Source organism: Streptomyces sp. Inha503 (genome assembly GCF_047215865.1).
Classification (GTDB): Bacteria; Actinomycetota; Actinomycetes; order Streptomycetales; family Streptomycetaceae; genus Streptomyces; species Streptomyces lycopersici.
In genome coordinates this window covers 4,298,879-4,315,574 of sequence record NZ_CP178360.1, presented here as the reverse complement: position 1 = coordinate 4,315,574, position 16,696 = coordinate 4,298,879, and the positions used below count along the sequence as shown (strand labels likewise).

Below are 16,696 nucleotides of genomic sequence, written 5' to 3'. Positions count from 1 at the left end.
AGTCCGATCTGGCCGTCCGGGCGCTCGGAGCGCCGTTGCTCCGTGAGAGGTGGATCATGACCAGTGCGCCAACCACACGAGCGGAAGAGCGGGATCTCGCCCAGCTGGGCAAGCTCATCGAGGCCTCGGAGCAGCGGCTCGTCGACCGGATGCGGCGGTCGTTCGAGCTGCGGGAGGCCGCGCGTGCCACCCTCGCCGGGGGCGTCGCCTCGTCCTGGCAGGACGCCGAGCCCGGTGCGATCTGGATCGAGCGGGGCGAGGGCGGGCGGGTCCGGGACGCCGACGGCACGGAGTACGTCGATCTGCACGGCGGTTTCGGGGCCAATCTGGCGGGCCACGCCCACCCGGCCATCGTCGGCGCGGTCGAGCGGCGGGCGCGTCTCGGCACCCACTTCGGCCTGCCGACCGAGGATCTGATCGCCGTCTCACGGCTGTTGGCGGAACGGTTCGGCCTGCCGCTGTGGCGGTTCGGCAACTCCGGGACCGAGGCCACCATGGACGCCGTCCACCTGATGCGGGTGGCCACCGGCCGCAAGAAGATCATCAAGGTGGAGGGGGCCTACCACGGACACCACGACTCGGTTCAGGTGTCCACGTTTCCCCTCCCGGAGCAGGGTGACATCGGACCGGACCACCGGCCGCGCTCGGTGCCGTCCGGGCCGGCGTACTTACCGGAGTCCGCCGATCTGACGCTCGCCGTGCCGTTCGGCGACATCGACGCGGTGCGCACCGCACTGGAGGAGAACCCGGATTCCATCGCCGGAATGATCGTCGAGCCCGTGATGCTGAACATCGGCGTGGTGCTCCCGCCCCCGGGCTACCTCGCCGCACTGCGCGACCTGCTGCACGCCCACGGCGCGTATCTCGCCTACGACGAGGTGAAGACGGGTCTGGCGGTGGCACCCGGCGGAGCCACCGAACTGCTCGGCGTCACCCCCGACCTGGTGTGCCTGGCCAAGGCGCTCGGCGGCGGGCTCCCCTGCGGGGCCATCGGCGGCACCGCCGCGCTGATGGAACTGATCGCGGACAACAGCTACCAGCAGGTCGGTACGTTCAACGGCAACCCGATGACCATGGCGGCGGCCCGCGCGATGCTGACGGAAGTCCTCACCCCCGGGGCATACGCGCATCTGGAGGCCCTGCGCACCACCATCGTGACCGGGGTGAGCGAGCTGATGGCGCGCTACGGCATCCCGGGCCGTGTGGTCTCCGCAGGGGCCAAGGGCGCGGTCATCTTCACCGACCGGCTGCGCGGCTACCGCGACTTCCTCCGCTCGCCCGCCCCGTGGCGGCGCGCCCACTGGCTCTACCAGGTGGGTGGCGGAGTCCTGCTGCCGTCGTGGGGCAAGTCCGAGCAGTTCACCCTGTCGGTGCAGCACACCCAGGACGATGTGCGGCGGTACGTGGCCAACTTCGAGCGGCTGTGCCGGGATGTGCGCGAGGGCGCCCCGGGCGGTGTCCGCTGATGGCCGCCGGGAAGCGGGAGAAGCCCGCGCCGGAAGGCATACGGGAGCCGGAGTCGGTCCGCACCGTCGCCGTCGTCGGCACCGGCCTCATCGGCGGCGGCTGGGCCGCGCACTTCCTGCGGATGGGCTACGACGTGATCGCCCATGACCCCGCGCCGGGCGCCCCCGACGGACTGAACGCGCTGGTGGACCGCGCCTGGCCCGCCGTGGAGCGGCTCGGCCTCGCCGACGGGGCACGGCGGGACAGGCTGAGCTTCACCGGCTCCCTCGCCGAGGCGGTGTCCGCGGCCGACTTCGTCCAGGAATCCGTCCCCGAACGGCTGGACACGAAGGTCCGAGTGCTGGCCGCGATCGACGCGGCGGCACCCCGGGGCGTCGTGGTCGCCTCGAGCACATCCGGTTTCGCCATGACCGATATGCAGACGGAGTGCCGCACCCCCGGACGGTTCGTGGTCGGCCATCCGTTCAACCCGCCCTATCTCATCCCCCTGGTGGAGGTGGTCGGCGGCCGGGCCACCGACCCGGCCACGGTCGCCTGGGCCGAACGCTTCTACCGCCACACCGGGAAGACGCCCCTGACCCTGGACCGGGAGCTGCCCGGGTTCATCGCCAACCGCCTCCAGGAGGCGCTGTGGCGCGAGGTGCTGCACATGGTCGCCGCCGGTGAGGCCACCGTCGGCCAGGTGGACACCGCGATAGCCCACGGTCCCGGGCTGCGCTGGGCGCTGCTGGGGCCGTGTCTGACCTCCCATCTGGCGGGCGGCCCCGGCGGGATGGCCCATATGCTCGACCAGTTCGGCCCGGGGCTGCTCGATCCCCTGACCAGGCTCGACGCTCCCGAGCTGACGGACGAGCTGTACGAGCGGATGGTCACCGGGAGCGAGGAGGCGGCAGGGGGACGGTCGGTGGCCGAACTGGTCGAGGAACGGGACGCCTTTCTGATCGACCTGCTGCTGCTCCTGGAACGGCACAACCGGCGCTGGGGCCGCCGCGCGGAGCCGTCCGCGCCGCCGCCCTAACCGGCGGCGGCTGCCCTGCCCGGGGACGCCTTCACAGGGGACACCTTCCCCGAGGAAGCGTTCCCCGAGGACGCCTTCCCCAAGGACGCCTGATAGCGGAGCTGCGGCAGCCGGTCGACGGTCACGAGCCCCGGCTCCGCCCGGACGACGTCCGGGATCCGGTTGATGAGCGTGGTGCAGGTGGTGTCCCGGGTCATCACCCGGTCGTTGCGCAGCCGCAGCGTCGGCTGCCCGGTGGTGCGCCACTCGTTGAAGTCGGCCTCGTCCGCCTCGTACACCTTGCCGGTCGAGCTGATGACCAGGTCCACGCCCTCCTCGGTGTGCAGGGTGTCCGTGTCGGTGTAGCCGAGCAGCCTGCCCTCGGCGATGTCCTTGCCGAGCGCCGCGCAGGGAGTCGTCCGCGCGGCGACGAAGGGCGTGGTCCGGGTCTCCGGCCGCCCCGGAGTCAGCCCGATGGCGGCGGCCAGGGCGTAGAGCGCGGTCCGGCCGAAGGTGGGTTTCCGGGCGGCGCCCGCGAGCCATTCGCCGAACTCCGCCACCGTGCTGTCGACATGCTGCTGCCGCGCCACGGCCGGGCCGAAGTCGTCCACGTTCCAGGACAGTTCGCCCTCCACCGTGTGCAGCGTCTGGGCCGAGCCCGCCAGGACGGAGACCAGGCCGACCCAGTAGGGGTCCTGGTGTCCGGTGCCGGTCACGGTGACCCCGTGCCGCTTGGCGAGCTCGTCGAGCTGCCGCGCCCGCGCCCCGGAGGTCGGGAACGGGTACAGCATCTCCTCGGCCAGCGTGAGCACATTGGCGCCCGCTCGGACGATGGTCGCGTAGATGTCGTACATGGCCTGGTTGAGATAGGTGTCGACGGCGACCGCCACGGCGTCCGGCGCGGTCTCCGCGAGCGTCTCCTCGGCGTCGCAGCGGACCGGGACCCCGAGCGGGGGAAGGCCCGCGAGGGTGCCCAGATCCTCGCCCACCTTGTCGGAGCCGGGCCGGGTGATCGCGGCGACGATCGGCACTCCGCGCTCGTGCAGCAGCCTGGTGATGTGTAATCCCATGGACCCTGGACCGTAGATGGCGACGTTGGTGGCGCTGTCGGTCATGCTCTCCTCCGGTGTTGCCGGTCTCGACGAGGGATCTCCTTATCGGTCTACTCGGTCTTGCGCCCCACCGAAACGCGCGGAAACGCCGATGGATGGCCGTCCTGCCGCCGCGGACGCCCGCGGCGGCTCCTGTTAGCGGCTTACAGCCAGCCGTTCTGGCGGGCGGCGCGGACGGCCTCCATGCGGTTGCGGGTCTGGGTCTTGCCGATGGCCGAGGAGAGATAGTTGCGCACGGTGGCGGGGGAGAGGTGCACCTTGGCCGCGATGTCCGCCACCGTCGCCCCGTCCACCGCCGCCGCGAGCACATCGCGCTCGCGCTGGGTCAGCGGGTTGGGGCCCGCGCTGAGGGCGGCGGCGGCCAGGCCCGGGTCGATCACCCGCTCACCGGCCAGCACCCGGCGGATCGCCACGGCCAGCTCCTCCACCGGGCCGTCCTTGACCAGGAACCCGGCCGCTCCCGCCTCCATCGCCCGGCGCAGATAGCCGGGGCGGCCGAAGGTGGTGAGGATCAGCACCTGGCACTCCGGCAGCGCCTCGCGCAGCGCGGCGGCCGCGTCCAGACCGCTGCGGCCGGGCAGCTCGATGTCGAGCAGCGCCACATCGGGCCGGGTCTCCAGGGCCCGGGGCACGATCTCGTCCCCGTCCCCGAGCTGCGCGACGATCTCGAAGTCGTCCTCGAGCCCGAGCAGCAGGGCGAGCGCGCCCCGCATCATCCCCTGGTCCTCGGCGAGCAGGAGCTTGATCACGCCTGTCGCGTCCCGTACGCCCTTCGCGTCTTCCGCCTCGTTCACGCCGTCCGGGCTCCTTCGACCTCGGCCCCCACCACGTCCTCCGTATCCACCGGCAGTTCGGCGACGAGCCGGAAGCCCCGGCGCCCGGCGGGGCCGGACTCCAGCGAGCCGCCCGCCGTGGACAGCCGCTCGGCCAGGCCCTTGAGCCCCGTACCGCCGGTCTTCGGACTGCCGTCCGGGTTCGTACCGGTGGCACGGGAGCCTACGCCGCCCCCGTCGTCCGTGATCTCCAGCCGTACCCGGTCCATGCCGCCGCGCACCTCGATCTCGCACCGGGACGCCCCGCTGTGCCGCACCACATTGGTGACGCCCTCGCGGACCACCCACCCCAGCAGCGCCTCGGTCTGCGGGGCCAGCGGTGGCCCCTCGCGGCGGACGACGGCCTCGATACCGGCGGCGTCCAGCGCCGAGCGGGCCCGGTCCAGCTCGGTGGCCAGGCTGCCCTCGCGATAGCCGGTCACCGCCTCGCGGATCTCGGTGAGCGCCTGCCGCCCCACCGCCTCGATGTCCGCGGCCTGCCCCAGCGCGGCCTCCAGGTTCTTCGGGGCGAGCCGGCGCACCGCCTCCGCCTTGACCACGACGACCGACATGGTGTGGCCGAGCAGGTCGTGCAGATCGCGGGAGAACCGCAGCCGTTCCCTCTCCACCGCCGTACGGGCCAGCTCCTGGCGGGTCGCGCGGAGCTGGGCCACGGTCTCGAAGAGCGACAGGATGGCCGCCGTCACCAGGCCGGAGAGCATGGTGCCGTAGGAGACCGTGAGCGAGTCCGAGGGGCCGCCGCGGAGCCCGGCGATGACTCCCGAGGAGACGGACAGCACGAGGATGACGGGCCCCAGCTGCCGCCTCCCCCCGCGCAGCACGATCCCGGAGGCCAGGGACAGCAACGGGAAGCACAGCAGCCAGTTCCCGGCGTAGCCGATGCCCAGCGCGTAGGTGACCGCCGCCAGCCCGGCGAGCGCCAGCGTCGGGGTCCTGGTGTGGCGGCGGCGCTCGTCGAGGCCGGTGAAGACGGTGGTGAGGTAGAGCGCGATGAAGGCCGCCACCCCCGCGCCGCCGAGCCAGGGCAGCGGCGTCTTCCCCTTGAAGAGCGCCTGTACGTCCCCCGTGAGCATGAAGAGCCAGGGCACGAAGGCCCGGCGGCCCGGTGGCTTGAGGCGCTCGATGCGCGCGGCGGTGGCATACATGCGTCCGACCTTACGGATCCCCGTATGAGCTGGGCAGATGCGGATGTCGGGGGATGGCCGTGACATTTGTCCTCAGGCCTTCGGCACCCCGGCCGACACAACCTGACGGCCCGTCAGCACAAGCCGTCGACACCCTTCCCCCTTCGGGGCGATTGGGCTATACAGGGTGCCATCGGCTAGAACGCGTTCTACATGTCCGCGCGGACGACGCGACCCTGCCGACCAGCGACGACCCCGGCGCGGCCGACGGTGCGGACGGGCGGGCCGGGGTCTTCGGACCGTGGACCGGCGAGCGGACCAAGGAGTGGTGTCGCCCTATGCCCATCGATGTCGTGAAGGCCGTCTCGGCCGAACCCCGGAGCACGGCTCTCAACTGGGGGCAGAAGGACATCCAGCTCTACCACCTGGGCATCGGGGCCGGAGTCCCCGCCACCGACCCCCAGGAACTCCGCTACACCCTGGAGAGCAAGCTCCATGTGCTCCCCAGCTTCGCGACCGTCGCGGGCGGCGGGATGGCGGTCGCCGGGGGCATGGCCGCACCCGGTATCGACGTCGACCTCGCCGCCGTCCTGCACGGCGGCCAGACCGTCGAACTGCACCGGCCCATCCCGCTCGGCGGGGACGCCACCCAGACCTCGAAGGTCGCCGCCGTCTACGACAAGGGCAAGGCGGCGGTCATCGTGCTGCGCTCCGACGTGGCCGACGCGGACGGCCCGCTGTGGACCTGCGACACCCGGATCTTCGTCCGGGGCGAGGGCGGCTTCGGCGGTGAGCGCGGCCCCTCCGACCGCCTGGAGCCCCCGGCCCGTGAGCCGGACCGCACCGTGGAGCGGGCCATCCGCGAGGACCAGGCGCTGCTCTACCGGCTCTCCGGGGACTGGAACCCGCTCCACGCCGACCCAGAGTTCGCCAAGCTGGCGGGGTTCGAGAAGCCCATACTGCACGGACTGTGCTCGTACGGGATGGTGCTCAAGGCGGTCGTGGACACGGAGCTGGACGGGGAGGTGGACCGGGTGCGCTCGTACACCACCCGCTTCGCCGGAGTGGCCTACCCGGGGGAGACCCTGCGCGTCCGGATGTGGCAGGACGAGGGGCGCGTCCAGGTGACGGCGACCGCCGTCGAGCGGGACGACGCACCGGTCCTCACCGACACCATCGTCGAACACACCTGAGACGACGCCACACCTGAGGCCACGCCGCACCTGAGGCCACGCCACAACTGAGACCACGCCACGTCTGAGACCCCGCCACACCTGAGATCACGCACGCTCGACATCACGAGGAGCCGCTGTGCGCGCAGCCGTACTGCACGAGACGGGACAGGACAAGCTCGAAGTCCTCGACGACATCGAGGCGGTGGGCTTCGGCCCCGGCAAGGTCCGGCTGCGGCTGAGGGCCACCGGGCTGTGCCACTCCGACCTCTCCGCGATGGCCGGGGTGCTGCCGCAGCCCGCACCGTTCGTCCCCGGCCACGAGGGCGCGGGCGAGATCGTCGACGTGGGCGACGGGGTGACCGGGCTGAGCGCCGGCGACCGGGTGCTGGTGTGCTGGCTGCCCGCGTGCGGCGGCTGTCCGTCCTGTCAACGCGGTCAGACCGAGCTGTGCCTGACCGGGTTCATGAACGCCGGAACCCCCAACTTCCGGCGCCCCGGCGGCAGTCCGGAGGACGTCTTCGGGATGTCCGGGACCGGCACCTTCGCCGAGGAGATCGTCCTGGCCGCGCCCTGCGCCGTGCCGATCCCCGACGACGTCCCGTACGACATCGCGGCCCTCATCGGCTGCGGGGTGACCACCGGGCTCGGGGCCGTCTTCAACACCGCCCGGGTGGAGGCCGGTTCGTCGGTCGCGGTCATCGGCTGCGGCGGGGTGGGCATCAGCGTCATCCAGGGGGCGAGGGCGTCGGGCGCCGCGCAGATCGTCGCCGTCGACCCCGTGGAGTCGCGGCGCGAGGCCGCGCTGCGCTTCGGCGCCACCGAGGCGGTGACCCCGGACGGTCTCGACACCGCCAAGAACAGCGTCACGGCGGGCGAGGGCTTCGACTACGTCTTCGAGGTCGTGGGCCGCTCCGCCACCGCCCGCCGGGCGTACGAGATCACCCGGCGCGGCGGCACGCTGTGCGTGGTCGGCGCCGGGGCGCTGGACGACTTCCTCCAGCTCAACATGTTCGAGCTGTTCTTCGACGAGAAGCGGATCCTGCCCTCGCTGTACGGCGGTGGCGATGTGCTCCGCTCCTACCGGCGCACCATCGACCTGTGGCGGGCGGGCCGGATAGACCTCGAAGGGCTGATCACCCACCGGGTGCGGCTCGGCGAGATCAACGACGCGATCGGCCAGATGCGGACCGGGGAGGCGCTGCGCACATGCATCGAGATGTGACCGGCCCGCTGACCGGGAAGACCGCGATCGTCACCGGCGCCGGGCGCGGTCTCGGCCGCGCCGAGGCCCTGGAGCTGGCGCGGCTGGGCGCCAGTGTCGTCGTCAACGACTACGGACAGGGCGGACGCGACGGCAGCGGCGAGGCCTCGGCGGGACCCGCCGAACAGGTCGCGGAGGAGATCCGCGCGGCCGGTGGCCGGGCCACGGCCCACGCGGGCGACGTGGCCGACCACACCCAGGCGGGCGAGCTGGTCCGGCTCGCGATCGACACCTACGGCGCGCTGGACATCCTGGTCAACAACGCGGGCATCCTGCGCGACCGGATGGTCTTCTCGATGAGCGAGGACGAGTGGGACTCGGTGATCCGGGTCCATCTCAAGGGCCACTTCAACACCATCCGCTTCGCCGCCGCGCACTGGCGCGAGCGGTCCAAGGCGGCGGACGGCGGCCCGGTGCACGGCCGGATCGTGAACACCGCCTCCGAGGCGTTCCTCGCCGGTTCGCCCGGCCAGCCGAACTACGCGGCGGCCAAGGGCGGCATCGTCGGGCTCACCACCTCCACGGCGGCGGCCCTCGCCAAGTACGGGGTGACGGCCAACGTCATCTGCCCGCGCGCCCGCACCCGGATGACCGAGGACGTCTTCGCCGGTTTCGAGCGCCCGGAGGACGGCCGCCTCGACGCCCTCGCCCCCGAACACGTGGCCCCGCTGGTCGGCTATCTCGCCTCACCGGCCGCGGCGAAGGTGAACGGCCAGGTGTTCGTGGTGCACGGCGGCATGCTGGCGATCCTGGAGCGGCCGAAGGTGGCGGCGAAGGTGGACGCGAAGGGGGACGCCTTCGGCTTCGAGGAGCTGGACGCGGCGCTGACGCCGTACTTCGCGGAGCGGGGCGGGGAGGGCTTCGCGGCGGTGGAGGTGCTGGGGCTCAAGCGGGGGTGAGGTGCGGTCGGCCGGGGACGGCCGGGGGACCCGCGATCGCCGGACGGGCCGGACTTCCGGCGGAAATCCAGCCCGTCCCGCGATCGGGGACGGCCCTGAGGTGCCTGCGGTCCCGAGGCCGTCAGGAGCGAAGTCCCGAGGTCGTCAGGAGCCGTTCTCGTTCGGGCGACGGTGGCGGCCGTGGGCCGGTGCCTGGGTCTCCTCGGATGCGGCCTGCCCCCGGTGCTTGCCCTGAGCGCCATCGGCCTGGGCCGCGGCGGCGTCCCGCGGGCGCGCCTGGGTCGTGTCGATGTGGGTTTCGGACATGGTGGGTACGTCACCCCGTCAGATCGCTTGTACTGTGCGAAAGGGGCTGACCACGATGTCGCACGACGTTCCATGCGCATCACCCGAGGCGTCCCGCGCGCGGACGGAACGCAGGACTGCGCAGCCCCTGCCCGAGTCTAACCAATCGGGTGATCCCGGACCCAGCGGGGTGGCCGGGGCCGGGGTGGCCGCGCGAGCGGCGCCTGCTGGAGCGGTACGGGACGCAGGGCGGGGGTCAGACCGGTCCCGGGAGCGGGCTCCGGCTCGGGCCCCATCTCCTGCTCGACCCCGGCCCACGACCCGGTCCCACCCCACGGCTCGACCCCGGACCCGCACTCGGGCTCCGGCACCCGCTCGTGCACGGGCAGCGGCGTCGGCTCGTGCACGGACACCGGCCGGTGTACGGCCATCGGCACCGGCTGGTGTACGGCCATCGGCACCGGCTGGTGTACGGCCATCGGCGCCCGCTCCCGCAGCGGCATCGGCTCGGGTGCCCGGGACGGTGTCGGTGTCGGCTCGGGCTCCGGCCCGGACGCCCGCACGGGGACGGACGCGCCGGGCCCGTCGACCCGGGTCCACGGTGTGATCCTGGTCGCGATCCCGGCCGCGGGCGTCGTCGTCCGCGACGCCTGAACGACCCGCGCTTCGGCCGGAACCGGACCGGATCTGGGTGTCACCGGCGCGGCCCGCCGCGCCCCGGCCGCCTCGTCCGGCTGCCACGGAGCCATCGCGTCGTCCCGTCGCCACAGCGCTTCCGGCGCCTGGGCCGTGGCCGGGCCGGACACTTCCGCCACCGGGCCGGGTGGCTCGGACACCCGCGCCACCGGCGCGATCCGTCGCGCCCCTGGCGTGTCGTCCCGTCGCCACAGCGCTTCCGGCGTCCGGGCCGGGGTCGGGCCGGACACCTCCGCCACCGGGCCGGGTGGCTCGGACACCCGCGCCACCGGCGCGATCCGTCGCGCCCCTGGCGTGTCGTCCCGTCGCCACAGCGCTTCCGGCGTCCGGGCCGGGGTCGGGCCGGACACCTCCGCCACCGGGCCGGAGGGCTCGGTCATCGGGGTCACGCGCGCGATCCGCCGCGCTCCCGTCGCGTCGTCCGGCCCCCACGGTGCCGCCGTGTCGCCCGGTCTCCAGGGCCCCGCCGTGTCGTCCCGCCCCCTCGACCCCGTCGGTTCTTCGGGTTTCCACCGCGCCTCCGCCGACCCGGACGACGCCACCCCTGACGGTTCCGCCGCGCTCGCGGCGTTGTGCGTGGCGTCGCTCGTACCGCCCGGCGCCGCCGTCACCCACGCGCCCCCCGAAAGCCTCGGCGCCGACCCCGCCGCCCCGGGTGGGCGGACCCGGGCCAGCCCGCAGGGCACCTGGGGGGTGACGTACGGCAGACACAGCTCGCCGTCCCTCGTCCACAGGCCCGCGCCCGGGAGCCAGCCCTCCGGGGCCGGGAACTCGCGCAGCCGCCGCTCCGCCGGGCGCCATACGCCCACCCACGGCCGCCCGGCCCCGGCGCCGGCCCCGGCCCCGGAGCCGCCCCGTCCGTCGATGCGGAAGGCGACCGCGCACCCCTCGGGCGTCAGCACCTGCCCCGGCTGCACCGCGAACGGCGTGGCCTCCGACCAGCCCGCGGGCCGCAGACAGTCCGGGAACCGCACCGGCCGGGTGCTGCCCAGCACGCCCCACCCCAGCCGCTGCTCGCCGGGCGCGTCGGACCGTACGAGCAGCAGACCGCTGTCGGGGTCGGCGAGCAGCAGCCGGTCGTCGCTGCGCTCGGTGATCTGGAGCAGCGGGCTGATCTCGCCGCCGCGCCGCAAGTCGACCACCACGGTCTTGGTGCGGCCGTCGAGTTCGCGGTCGAGGGCCAGCAGCCGGCCCGTACGGTCCAGCCAACTGCCGCCCGTACAGCGGCCGGGCACCTCGACCAGGTGCTGGGGGGCGAGGACCCCGCCGCCGAACAGCAGCCAGACGGAGGTGGACCGCGGCCCGCGCCCCAGCGCGAACGCGCACAGGCCGCCGGGCGCGGGCGGCAGCAGCGAGACCTCGGCGCGGTCGATGCCGCCGAGCGGGCGCTCACCGGTGCCGGGGCCGGCCGGGTAGAGCAGCGAGAAGGCGTGGTGGCCGGCCACCTTGCGGTGGATGAGCACCTGCCCGTCGGCCAGCGGCAGCAACTCGCTGTCCGGCTCCTCGGGCTGGGCGGCGGGCAGCGGTACGGCGTAGGGCTCCGGGCCGTCCAGCGTCCAGCGCTCGGGGTACCAGCAGCCCGCCTCCCCGCTGAGCGCGAGCCGCGCGCCGTACGAGCGGTCCGAGGCGATGGTGAAACCCCCTCGTGGCCGGTCGCCGACGCCCCCGGTGAGGGCGGTGTCGAAGGCACAGGCAGTCATCGGTCAGTCACCTCCGGCCACTGAACGTAGTTTTCGCACTTCCTGCCGAAGGCCGTAATGGGTGCGCTCCACCCGTAAGTGTGGCTCTTGCCCGATTCGCCTGAGAGGTCGGGGGTGAATGTGCTGTAAGCGACGCGGGGATGGTTTGTGATTAAAGTAAGGCACACCTAAGTGCGATCGGCGCGCTCGTGAACACGGGCGCGCCCGGCTATCCCTGGAGCTCCGTCATGTCCCTGCGCGCCCGCGGCAGCGCCGCCCTCGCCCTCGCCCTGGCCGGGGCGCTCTCCCTCACCGCCTGTGGATCCTCGGACGACGGCGCGGACGGCGGCAAGCGCAACGGCGGGGGCGGGAAGTCCGTCGCCCAGGGCGGCAAGGACTTCGGCAAGGCGGCCGAGGAGACCGCGAAGCTGGGCACGGACGCCAAGCCCGGCACGTTCCCCCGCACCATCACCCACGCGATGGGCGAGACGGAGCTCAAGAGCAAGCCGAAGCGGGTCGTGGTGCTCGACGTCGGCGAGCTCGACAACGTGGTCTCGCTGGGGCTGAAGCCGGTCGGCTTCGCCCCCTCCGAGGGCGACCAGGCCATGCCCGACTACCTCAAGAAGGACGCCGGGAACCCGAAGAACGTCGGCACCATCAACAACCTCAACCTCGAGGCCATCAACGCCCTCCACCCCGATCTGATCCTCGGCAGCAAGCTGCGCGCCGAGCCGCTCTACGACGAGCTGAAGCAGATCGCCCCGACCGTCTTCGCCATCCGCCCTGGCTTCACCTGGAAGGAGAACTACCGCCTCAACGCCGCGGCCCTGGACCGCACCGCCGAGGCCGAGCGCAACCTCGACGCGTACGAGAAGAAGGCCGAGAAGCTGGGCGAGGACATCGGCGCGGACAAGCCGACGATCACCATGCTCCGCTTCATGCCGCAGGCCACCCGGCTCTACGCCAAGGCGTCCTTCATCGGCACCATCCTCCAGGACGTCGGTCTGCCGCGGCCGAAGAACCAGCAGATCAACGATCTCGCCGCGGAGATCGGCCCGGAGCGGATCGACGAGGCCGACGCCGACTGGATCTTCACCGGCGTCTACGGCGACCCCAAGGCCACCAAGCGCGACCAGGCGCAGTCCAACCCGCTGTGGAAGAAGCTGAAGGCGGTCAAGGCGGGCCGGGCCCGATCCGTGGACGAGGAGACCTGGTACCTGGGCCTCGGCGTCACCGCCGCCGACCGGGTCCTTGACGACCTGCGCGGCTACCTCGTCCACTGATCCGCGTCCACGGCGGCCGGGCGTCGCGGTGGTCGCGCTGAGTGAAGGCCGGGGCAGGGCTCAGCCGTGATCCGGGAGGTAGCCTTGCCCCGTGCCCGCACTCAACGACGTCCTCGCAGCGCTCGACGCCCTCTGGCCGCCCGAGCGGGCGGAGCAGTGGGACGCCGTCGGCACGGTGTGCGGTGACCCCGACGCCGAGGTCACCCGCGTGCTGTTCGCCGTCGACCCGGTCCGGGAAGTGGCCGACGAGGCGGTGGACCTCGGCGCCGATCTGCTGATCACCCACCATCCGCTCTATCTGCGCGGGACGACCACGGTCGCCGCCTCCACCTTCAAGGGCCGGGTGGTGCACACCCTGATCAAAAACGACATCGCCCTGCATGTCGCGCACACCAACGCCGACACCGCCGACCCCGGTGTCTCCGACGCCCTCGCCGGCGCGCTCGACCTGCGGATCGTCGGTCCGCTGGTGCCCGACGCCACCGACCCCGAGGGCCGCCGCGGACTGGGCCGGATCTGCGAGCTCGACCACCCCGAGACGCTGCGGGAGTTCGCCGAGCGCGCCGCCGCCCGGCTGCCCGCCACCGCCCAGGGGGTCCGCGCCGCGGGCGACCCGGACCGTACCGTCCGCCGGGTGGCCGTCAGCGGTGGCTCCGGCGACAGCCTCTTCGACGCGGTGCGCGCGGCCGGGGTCGACGCGTTCCTCACCGCCGATCTGCGCCACCACCCGTCCTCGGAGGCACGGGAGCACAGCGATCTCGCCCTGCTGGACGCCGCGCACTGGGCCACCGAATGGCCCTGGACCGAGCAGGCCGCGGCCCAGTTGGACGAGATCTCCGACCGGCACGGCTGGGGTCTGCGGACGCATGTCTCCCGTATCGTGACCGACCCCTGGACGGCCCACGCCGCGGCCCCCGCCGCCCCTCGCTCGACTCCCTGACCTCGTTTCCGTCCCACTCGACTCCCCTGGAGCCCCACGCTGAATGCCGCGCCCGCCGATCAGATCCGCCTACTCGACGTCCAGGCGCTCGACGTCCGGCTGTCGCAGCTCGCGCACAAGCGCAAGACGCTGCCCGAGCACGCCGAGATCGAGACGCTGAACGCCGATCACACCCAGCTGCGCGACCTGCTCATCGCCGCGCAGACCGAGGAGAGCGACACCGCCCGCGAGCAGACCAAGGCGGAGCAGGACGTGGAGCAGGTGCGCCAGCGTGCCGCCCGCGACCAGAAGCGCCTGGACTCCGGGGCCGTCACCTCGCCGAAGGACCTGGAGAACCTCCAGCACGAGATCGCCTCCCTCGCCAAGCGCCAGGGCGACCTGGAGGACATCGTCCTGGAGGTCATGGAACGCCGGGAGTCCATCCAGGAGCGGGCCGCCGAGCTGACCGAGCGGGTGGAGTCCCTCCAGTCGAAGATCGGCGACGCCACCGCGCGCCGGGACGCGGCGGCCGAGGGGATCGACGCCGAGATCGCGACCGTCACCAAGGAGCGCGAGGTGATCGCCGGGACCATCCCCGCCGATCTGCTGGCCCTCTACGACAAGCTGCGCCAGCAGCAGGGCGGCGTCGGCGCGGCCCGGCTCTACCAGCGCAGCTGCGACGGCTGCCGCCAGGAGCTCGCCATCACCGAGCTCAACGAGGTGCGCTCGGCGGCCCCCGACACGGTGCTGCGCTGCGAGAACTGCCGCCGGATCCTGGTCCGTACGCCCGAGTCGGGGCTGTAGGCCGATGGCGCGGCGCTTCATCGTCGAGGCGGACGGCGGGTCCCGGGGCAACCCCGGGCCGGCCGGCTACGGCGCCCTCGTGCGCGACGCCGAGACCGGTGAGACGCTCGCCGAGGCGGCCGAGTACCTGGGCACCGCGACCAACAACGTGGCCGAGTACAAGGGCCTGATCGCCGGGTTGCGGGCGGCGTACGCCCTGGACCCGGCGGCCGAGGTCCGGGTGCGGATGGACTCCAAGCTGGTCATCGAGCAGATGTCGGGCCGCTGGAAGATCAAGCACCCCGATATGCGGCCGCTCGCCGCCGAGGCCAAGGGGATCGTCCCGCCCGGCCAGGTGAGTTACGAGTGGATCCCGCGCGAGAACAACAAGCACGCGGACCGGCTCGCCAACGAGGCGATGGACGCGGGCAAGCGGGGCGAGCAGTGGCGGCCGAAGGTGCCGCCCGGCGGCACGCTGGCGCCGGGCGCGCCGGAGGCCGCCGCACCCGCCGACGACGCCCTCGCCGAGCCCGCCGCCACGGGCGCCGCGGGGGCCACGGGGGCCGCGGGCGCTGCGGGGGCCGCGGACGCTGCGGGGGCCACGGGTGCTGCGGGAGTCACCGGGGCCACTGGGGCGACGGCCGCCACGGCCGCCACCGGGGTCACGGCCGCCACGGGCGCTCCGGCGGTGGGCTGGGGCTCGGCGGATCTGGGCACCCCCGCCACGTTCGTCCTGCTCCGGCACGGGGAGACCCCGCTCACCCCCGAGAAGCGCTTCTCGGGCAGCGGCGGCACCGACCCGGCACTCTCCGACGTTGGCCGCCACCAGGCCGAGCGGGTGGCGGCGGCGCTCGCCGCACGCGGCACCATCCAGGCCGTCGTCACCTCACCGCTGCGGCGCTGCCGGGAGACCGCCGAGGTGGTGGCCCGCCGCCTGGGCCTGGACGTCCGCGTCGAAGAGGGGCTGCGGGAGACGGACTTCGGCGCCTGGGAGGGCCTGACCTTCGCGGAGGTCAAGGAGCGCTACCCGGACGACCTGGACGCATGGCTGGCCTCCACGGAGGTGGCCCCCACCGGCGGTGGCGAGAGCTTCGCGGCGGTCACCCGCCGGGTCGCGCTCGCCCGCGACAAGCTGATCGCCCGCTACCCGGGCCGTACGGTGCTGCTGGTCACCCATGTCACCCCGATCAAGACCCTGGTCCGGCTGGCCCTCGGCGCCCCGCCGGAGTCCCTGTTCCGCATGGAGCTCTCGGCGGCGTCGTTGACGGCGGTGGCGTACTACGGGGACGGGAACGCGTCGCTGCGGCTGCTGAACGAGACGGCGCATCTGCGGTAGGGGCACAGGCACCTTCGCCAACGACCCCACTTTCCTACTCGTTTGATAAAGTGGGTCGTATGTCTGAGTATGAGGCTGAGGCGTCGTACAGCATTGGCGAGGGGCCGGCCACCCGGGTAAGCCTCTCTCTCCCCGAAGGGACCGCCGAAGCGATTCGCTTGCGCGTCGGCAAGCGGGAGTTCTCGGCGTTCATCACCGCAGCGGTGGAGCGTGAGCTGCGCGGTCAGATTCTGGACGAGTACCTGGCGGACTATGAACGGCGCAAGGGCCCGGTCTCGGCGACGGCGCAGGAGCGGGCGCGTCAGGTCTTCGACGAGGTGTTCGCCGAGGACGAGCAGTGGCCCGCCGCAAGCTGAGTCACGATGGGACGCTCGTCATGGACAGCGAGGGCCTCTCCAAGCTGCTGAACGATGACGAACCGGTCGTCGCCCTGGTTGCGGAGGCACGGAGGCGGGGCATGGAAGCCGTGGTCTGCGCCCTCACCGTCATCGAGGCTGTGCATGCGCGCATCGACAAGGCCCGGCTGAACTGGGTCCTTTCCGGTCTCCGCGTTCTCCCGGTGGGGGAGGAGGAGGCGAAGGCGGCCTCGGCGTTGCTGATGGGGGCCGCTCTGCACGGCCACAAGTACGCGATCGACGCGGCCGTGGCGGTGACTGCCCTCAAGCAGAGGCACCCCATCGTCATGCTGACTTCCGATGTGGACGACATGACCAAGCTCTGCGGCGACCGGGTGCGCCTGGTCGCCGTGTGACGGAGCGTGGTGCGCTGCCCCATGACGACCTGTAGGAGTCCAGGCGGCCGTCCACCCGGGCCAGCGACGGGTCTCCGTCCGCCAGCGGCAGTTGAA

16 protein-coding genes are annotated in these 16,696 nt (G+C 73.0%); 11 read left to right on the top strand and 5 right to left on the bottom strand.

Annotated features, from left to right (window positions below; genetic code table 11):
• Positions 1 to 56 precede the first annotated feature (56 nt).
• Together ACJX2R_RS17970 and ACJX2R_RS17965 are read left to right on the top strand one after the other, a co-directional pair.
• The gene (locus tag ACJX2R_RS17970; protein ID WP_413100956.1) at positions 57 to 1,466 is read left to right on the top strand and encodes an aspartate aminotransferase family protein; all 1,410 of its coding nucleotides are present in this window, start codon (positions 57 to 59) and stop codon (positions 1,464 to 1,466) included.
• On the top strand, positions 1,466 to 2,485 hold the full coding sequence (locus ACJX2R_RS17965) for a 3-hydroxyacyl-CoA dehydrogenase NAD-binding domain-containing protein (RefSeq protein ID WP_413100955.1): 1,020 nt from the start codon (positions 1,466 to 1,468) through the stop codon (positions 2,483 to 2,485). The genes ACJX2R_RS17970 and ACJX2R_RS17965 overlap by 1 nt, the downstream gene beginning before the upstream one ends.
• Here the strand turns inward: ACJX2R_RS17965 and ACJX2R_RS17960 are convergent.
• The 3 genes from ACJX2R_RS17960 to ACJX2R_RS17950 all read right to left on the bottom strand — a co-directional run bounded on the left by ACJX2R_RS17960 (position 2,482) and on the right by ACJX2R_RS17950 (position 5,554).
• Entirely contained in the window at positions 2,482 to 3,579 is a 1,098-nt protein-coding gene (locus tag ACJX2R_RS17960) for a dihydrodipicolinate reductase (RefSeq protein WP_413100954.1), read from the bottom strand. The genes ACJX2R_RS17965 and ACJX2R_RS17960 overlap by 4 nt on opposite strands.
• Positions 3,580 to 3,719: 140 nt before the next feature.
• Complete coding sequence (locus tag ACJX2R_RS17955) at positions 3,720 to 4,325, bottom strand: response regulator (RefSeq protein ID WP_413105883.1); 606 nt, start codon at positions 4,323 to 4,325, stop codon at positions 3,720 to 3,722.
• A gap of 41 nt (positions 4,326 to 4,366) precedes the next feature.
• The gene (locus tag ACJX2R_RS17950) at positions 4,367 to 5,554 is read right to left on the bottom strand and encodes a sensor histidine kinase (RefSeq protein ID WP_413100953.1); all 1,188 of its coding nucleotides are present in this window, start codon (positions 5,552 to 5,554) and stop codon (positions 4,367 to 4,369) included.
• 317 nt (positions 5,555 to 5,871) lie between these two features.
• On the opposite strand from ACJX2R_RS17950, the gene ACJX2R_RS17945 reads away from it, so the two are divergent.
• From ACJX2R_RS17945 to ACJX2R_RS17935, 3 genes are all read left to right on the top strand, one after another.
• Positions 5,872 to 6,726 (top strand): MaoC/PaaZ C-terminal domain-containing protein, encoded by an 855-nt coding sequence (locus tag ACJX2R_RS17945; RefSeq protein ID WP_413100952.1) that lies wholly within the window; start codon positions 5,872 to 5,874, stop codon positions 6,724 to 6,726.
• Between the two features lie 118 nt (positions 6,727 to 6,844).
• Entirely contained in the window at positions 6,845 to 7,930 is a 1,086-nt protein-coding gene (locus ACJX2R_RS17940) for a Zn-dependent alcohol dehydrogenase (protein ID WP_262703238.1), read from the top strand.
• Positions 7,915 to 8,868: a 3-oxoacyl-ACP reductase gene (locus ACJX2R_RS17935; protein ID WP_413100951.1), complete on the top strand. Its 954-nt coding sequence runs from the start codon at positions 7,915 to 7,917 to the stop codon at positions 8,866 to 8,868. Before ACJX2R_RS17940 ends, ACJX2R_RS17935 begins: the two co-directional genes overlap by 16 nt.
• Positions 8,869 to 9,012: 144 nt before the next feature.
• On the opposite strand, the gene ACJX2R_RS17930 is transcribed toward ACJX2R_RS17935, so the two are convergent.
• The gene (locus ACJX2R_RS17930) at positions 9,013 to 9,174 is read right to left on the bottom strand and encodes a hypothetical protein (RefSeq protein WP_210947434.1); all 162 of its coding nucleotides are present in this window, start codon (positions 9,172 to 9,174) and stop codon (positions 9,013 to 9,015) included.
• A gap of 137 nt (positions 9,175 to 9,311) precedes the next feature.
• A complete protein-coding gene (locus tag ACJX2R_RS17925; RefSeq protein WP_413100950.1) occupies positions 9,312 to 11,549 on the bottom strand; it encodes a hypothetical protein in 2,238 nt (745 codons plus the stop codon).
• Positions 11,550 to 11,776: 227 nt separating this feature from the next.
• Between ACJX2R_RS17925 and ACJX2R_RS17920 the strand changes: the two genes are divergently transcribed.
• The 6 genes from ACJX2R_RS17920 to ACJX2R_RS17895 all read left to right on the top strand — a co-directional run bounded on the left by ACJX2R_RS17920 (position 11,777) and on the right by ACJX2R_RS17895 (position 16,600).
• Positions 11,777 to 12,811, top strand: a complete 1,035-nt coding sequence (locus ACJX2R_RS17920) for an ABC transporter substrate-binding protein (protein WP_413100949.1) — start codon at positions 11,777 to 11,779, stop codon at positions 12,809 to 12,811.
• Between the two features lie 91 nt (positions 12,812 to 12,902).
• Positions 12,903 to 13,751: a Nif3-like dinuclear metal center hexameric protein gene (locus tag ACJX2R_RS17915; protein ID WP_413100948.1), complete on the top strand. Its 849-nt coding sequence runs from the start codon at positions 12,903 to 12,905 to the stop codon at positions 13,749 to 13,751.
• Positions 13,752 to 13,790: 39 nt separating this feature from the next.
• Positions 13,791 to 14,534: a zinc ribbon domain-containing protein gene (locus tag ACJX2R_RS17910; protein ID WP_413105882.1), complete on the top strand. Its 744-nt coding sequence runs from the start codon at positions 13,791 to 13,793 to the stop codon at positions 14,532 to 14,534.
• Between the two features lie 4 nt (positions 14,535 to 14,538).
• The gene (locus tag ACJX2R_RS17905) at positions 14,539 to 15,849 is read left to right on the top strand and encodes a bifunctional RNase H/acid phosphatase (RefSeq protein ID WP_413100947.1); all 1,311 of its coding nucleotides are present in this window, start codon (positions 14,539 to 14,541) and stop codon (positions 15,847 to 15,849) included.
• 59 nt (positions 15,850 to 15,908) lie between these two features.
• Positions 15,909 to 16,205, top strand: a complete 297-nt coding sequence (locus tag ACJX2R_RS17900; RefSeq protein ID WP_413100946.1) for a hypothetical protein — start codon at positions 15,909 to 15,911, stop codon at positions 16,203 to 16,205.
• Complete coding sequence (locus ACJX2R_RS17895) at positions 16,187 to 16,600, top strand: DNA-binding protein (protein WP_413100945.1); 414 nt, start codon at positions 16,187 to 16,189, stop codon at positions 16,598 to 16,600. The genes ACJX2R_RS17900 and ACJX2R_RS17895 overlap by 19 nt, the downstream gene beginning before the upstream one ends.
• Positions 16,601 to 16,696 lie beyond the last annotated feature (96 nt).

Excerpts from the sequence above, each read along its gene's own strand:
- ACJX2R_RS17945 (WP_413100952.1), top strand. The coding sequence starts at position 5,872 with ATGCCCATCGATGTCGTGAAGGCCGTCTCGGCCGAACCCCGGAGCACG.
- ACJX2R_RS17900 (WP_413100946.1), top strand. The coding sequence starts at position 15,909 with ATGTCTGAGTATGAGGCTGAGGCGTCGTACAGCATTGGCGAGGGGCCG.
- ACJX2R_RS17920 (WP_413100949.1), top strand. The coding sequence starts at position 11,777 with ATGTCCCTGCGCGCCCGCGGCAGCGCCGCCCTCGCCCTCGCCCTGGCC.
- ACJX2R_RS17960 (WP_413100954.1), bottom strand. The coding sequence starts at position 3,579 with ATGACCGACAGCGCCACCAACGTCGCCATCTACGGTCCAGGGTCCATG.
- ACJX2R_RS17930 (WP_210947434.1), bottom strand. The coding sequence starts at position 9,174 with ATGTCCGAAACCCACATCGACACGACCCAGGCGCGCCCGCGGGACGCC.
- ACJX2R_RS17905 (WP_413100947.1), top strand. The coding sequence starts at position 14,539 with ATGGCGCGGCGCTTCATCGTCGAGGCGGACGGCGGGTCCCGGGGCAAC.
- ACJX2R_RS17950 (WP_413100953.1), bottom strand. The coding sequence starts at position 5,554 with ATGTATGCCACCGCCGCGCGCATCGAGCGCCTCAAGCCACCGGGCCGC.
- ACJX2R_RS17965 (WP_413100955.1), top strand. The coding sequence starts at position 1,466 with ATGGCCGCCGGGAAGCGGGAGAAGCCCGCGCCGGAAGGCATACGGGAG.
- ACJX2R_RS17970 (WP_413100956.1), top strand. The coding sequence starts at position 57 with ATGACCAGTGCGCCAACCACACGAGCGGAAGAGCGGGATCTCGCCCAG.
- ACJX2R_RS17935 (WP_413100951.1), top strand. The coding sequence starts at position 7,915 with ATGCATCGAGATGTGACCGGCCCGCTGACCGGGAAGACCGCGATCGTC.
- ACJX2R_RS17925 (WP_413100950.1), bottom strand. The coding sequence starts at position 11,549 with ATGACTGCCTGTGCCTTCGACACCGCCCTCACCGGGGGCGTCGGCGAC.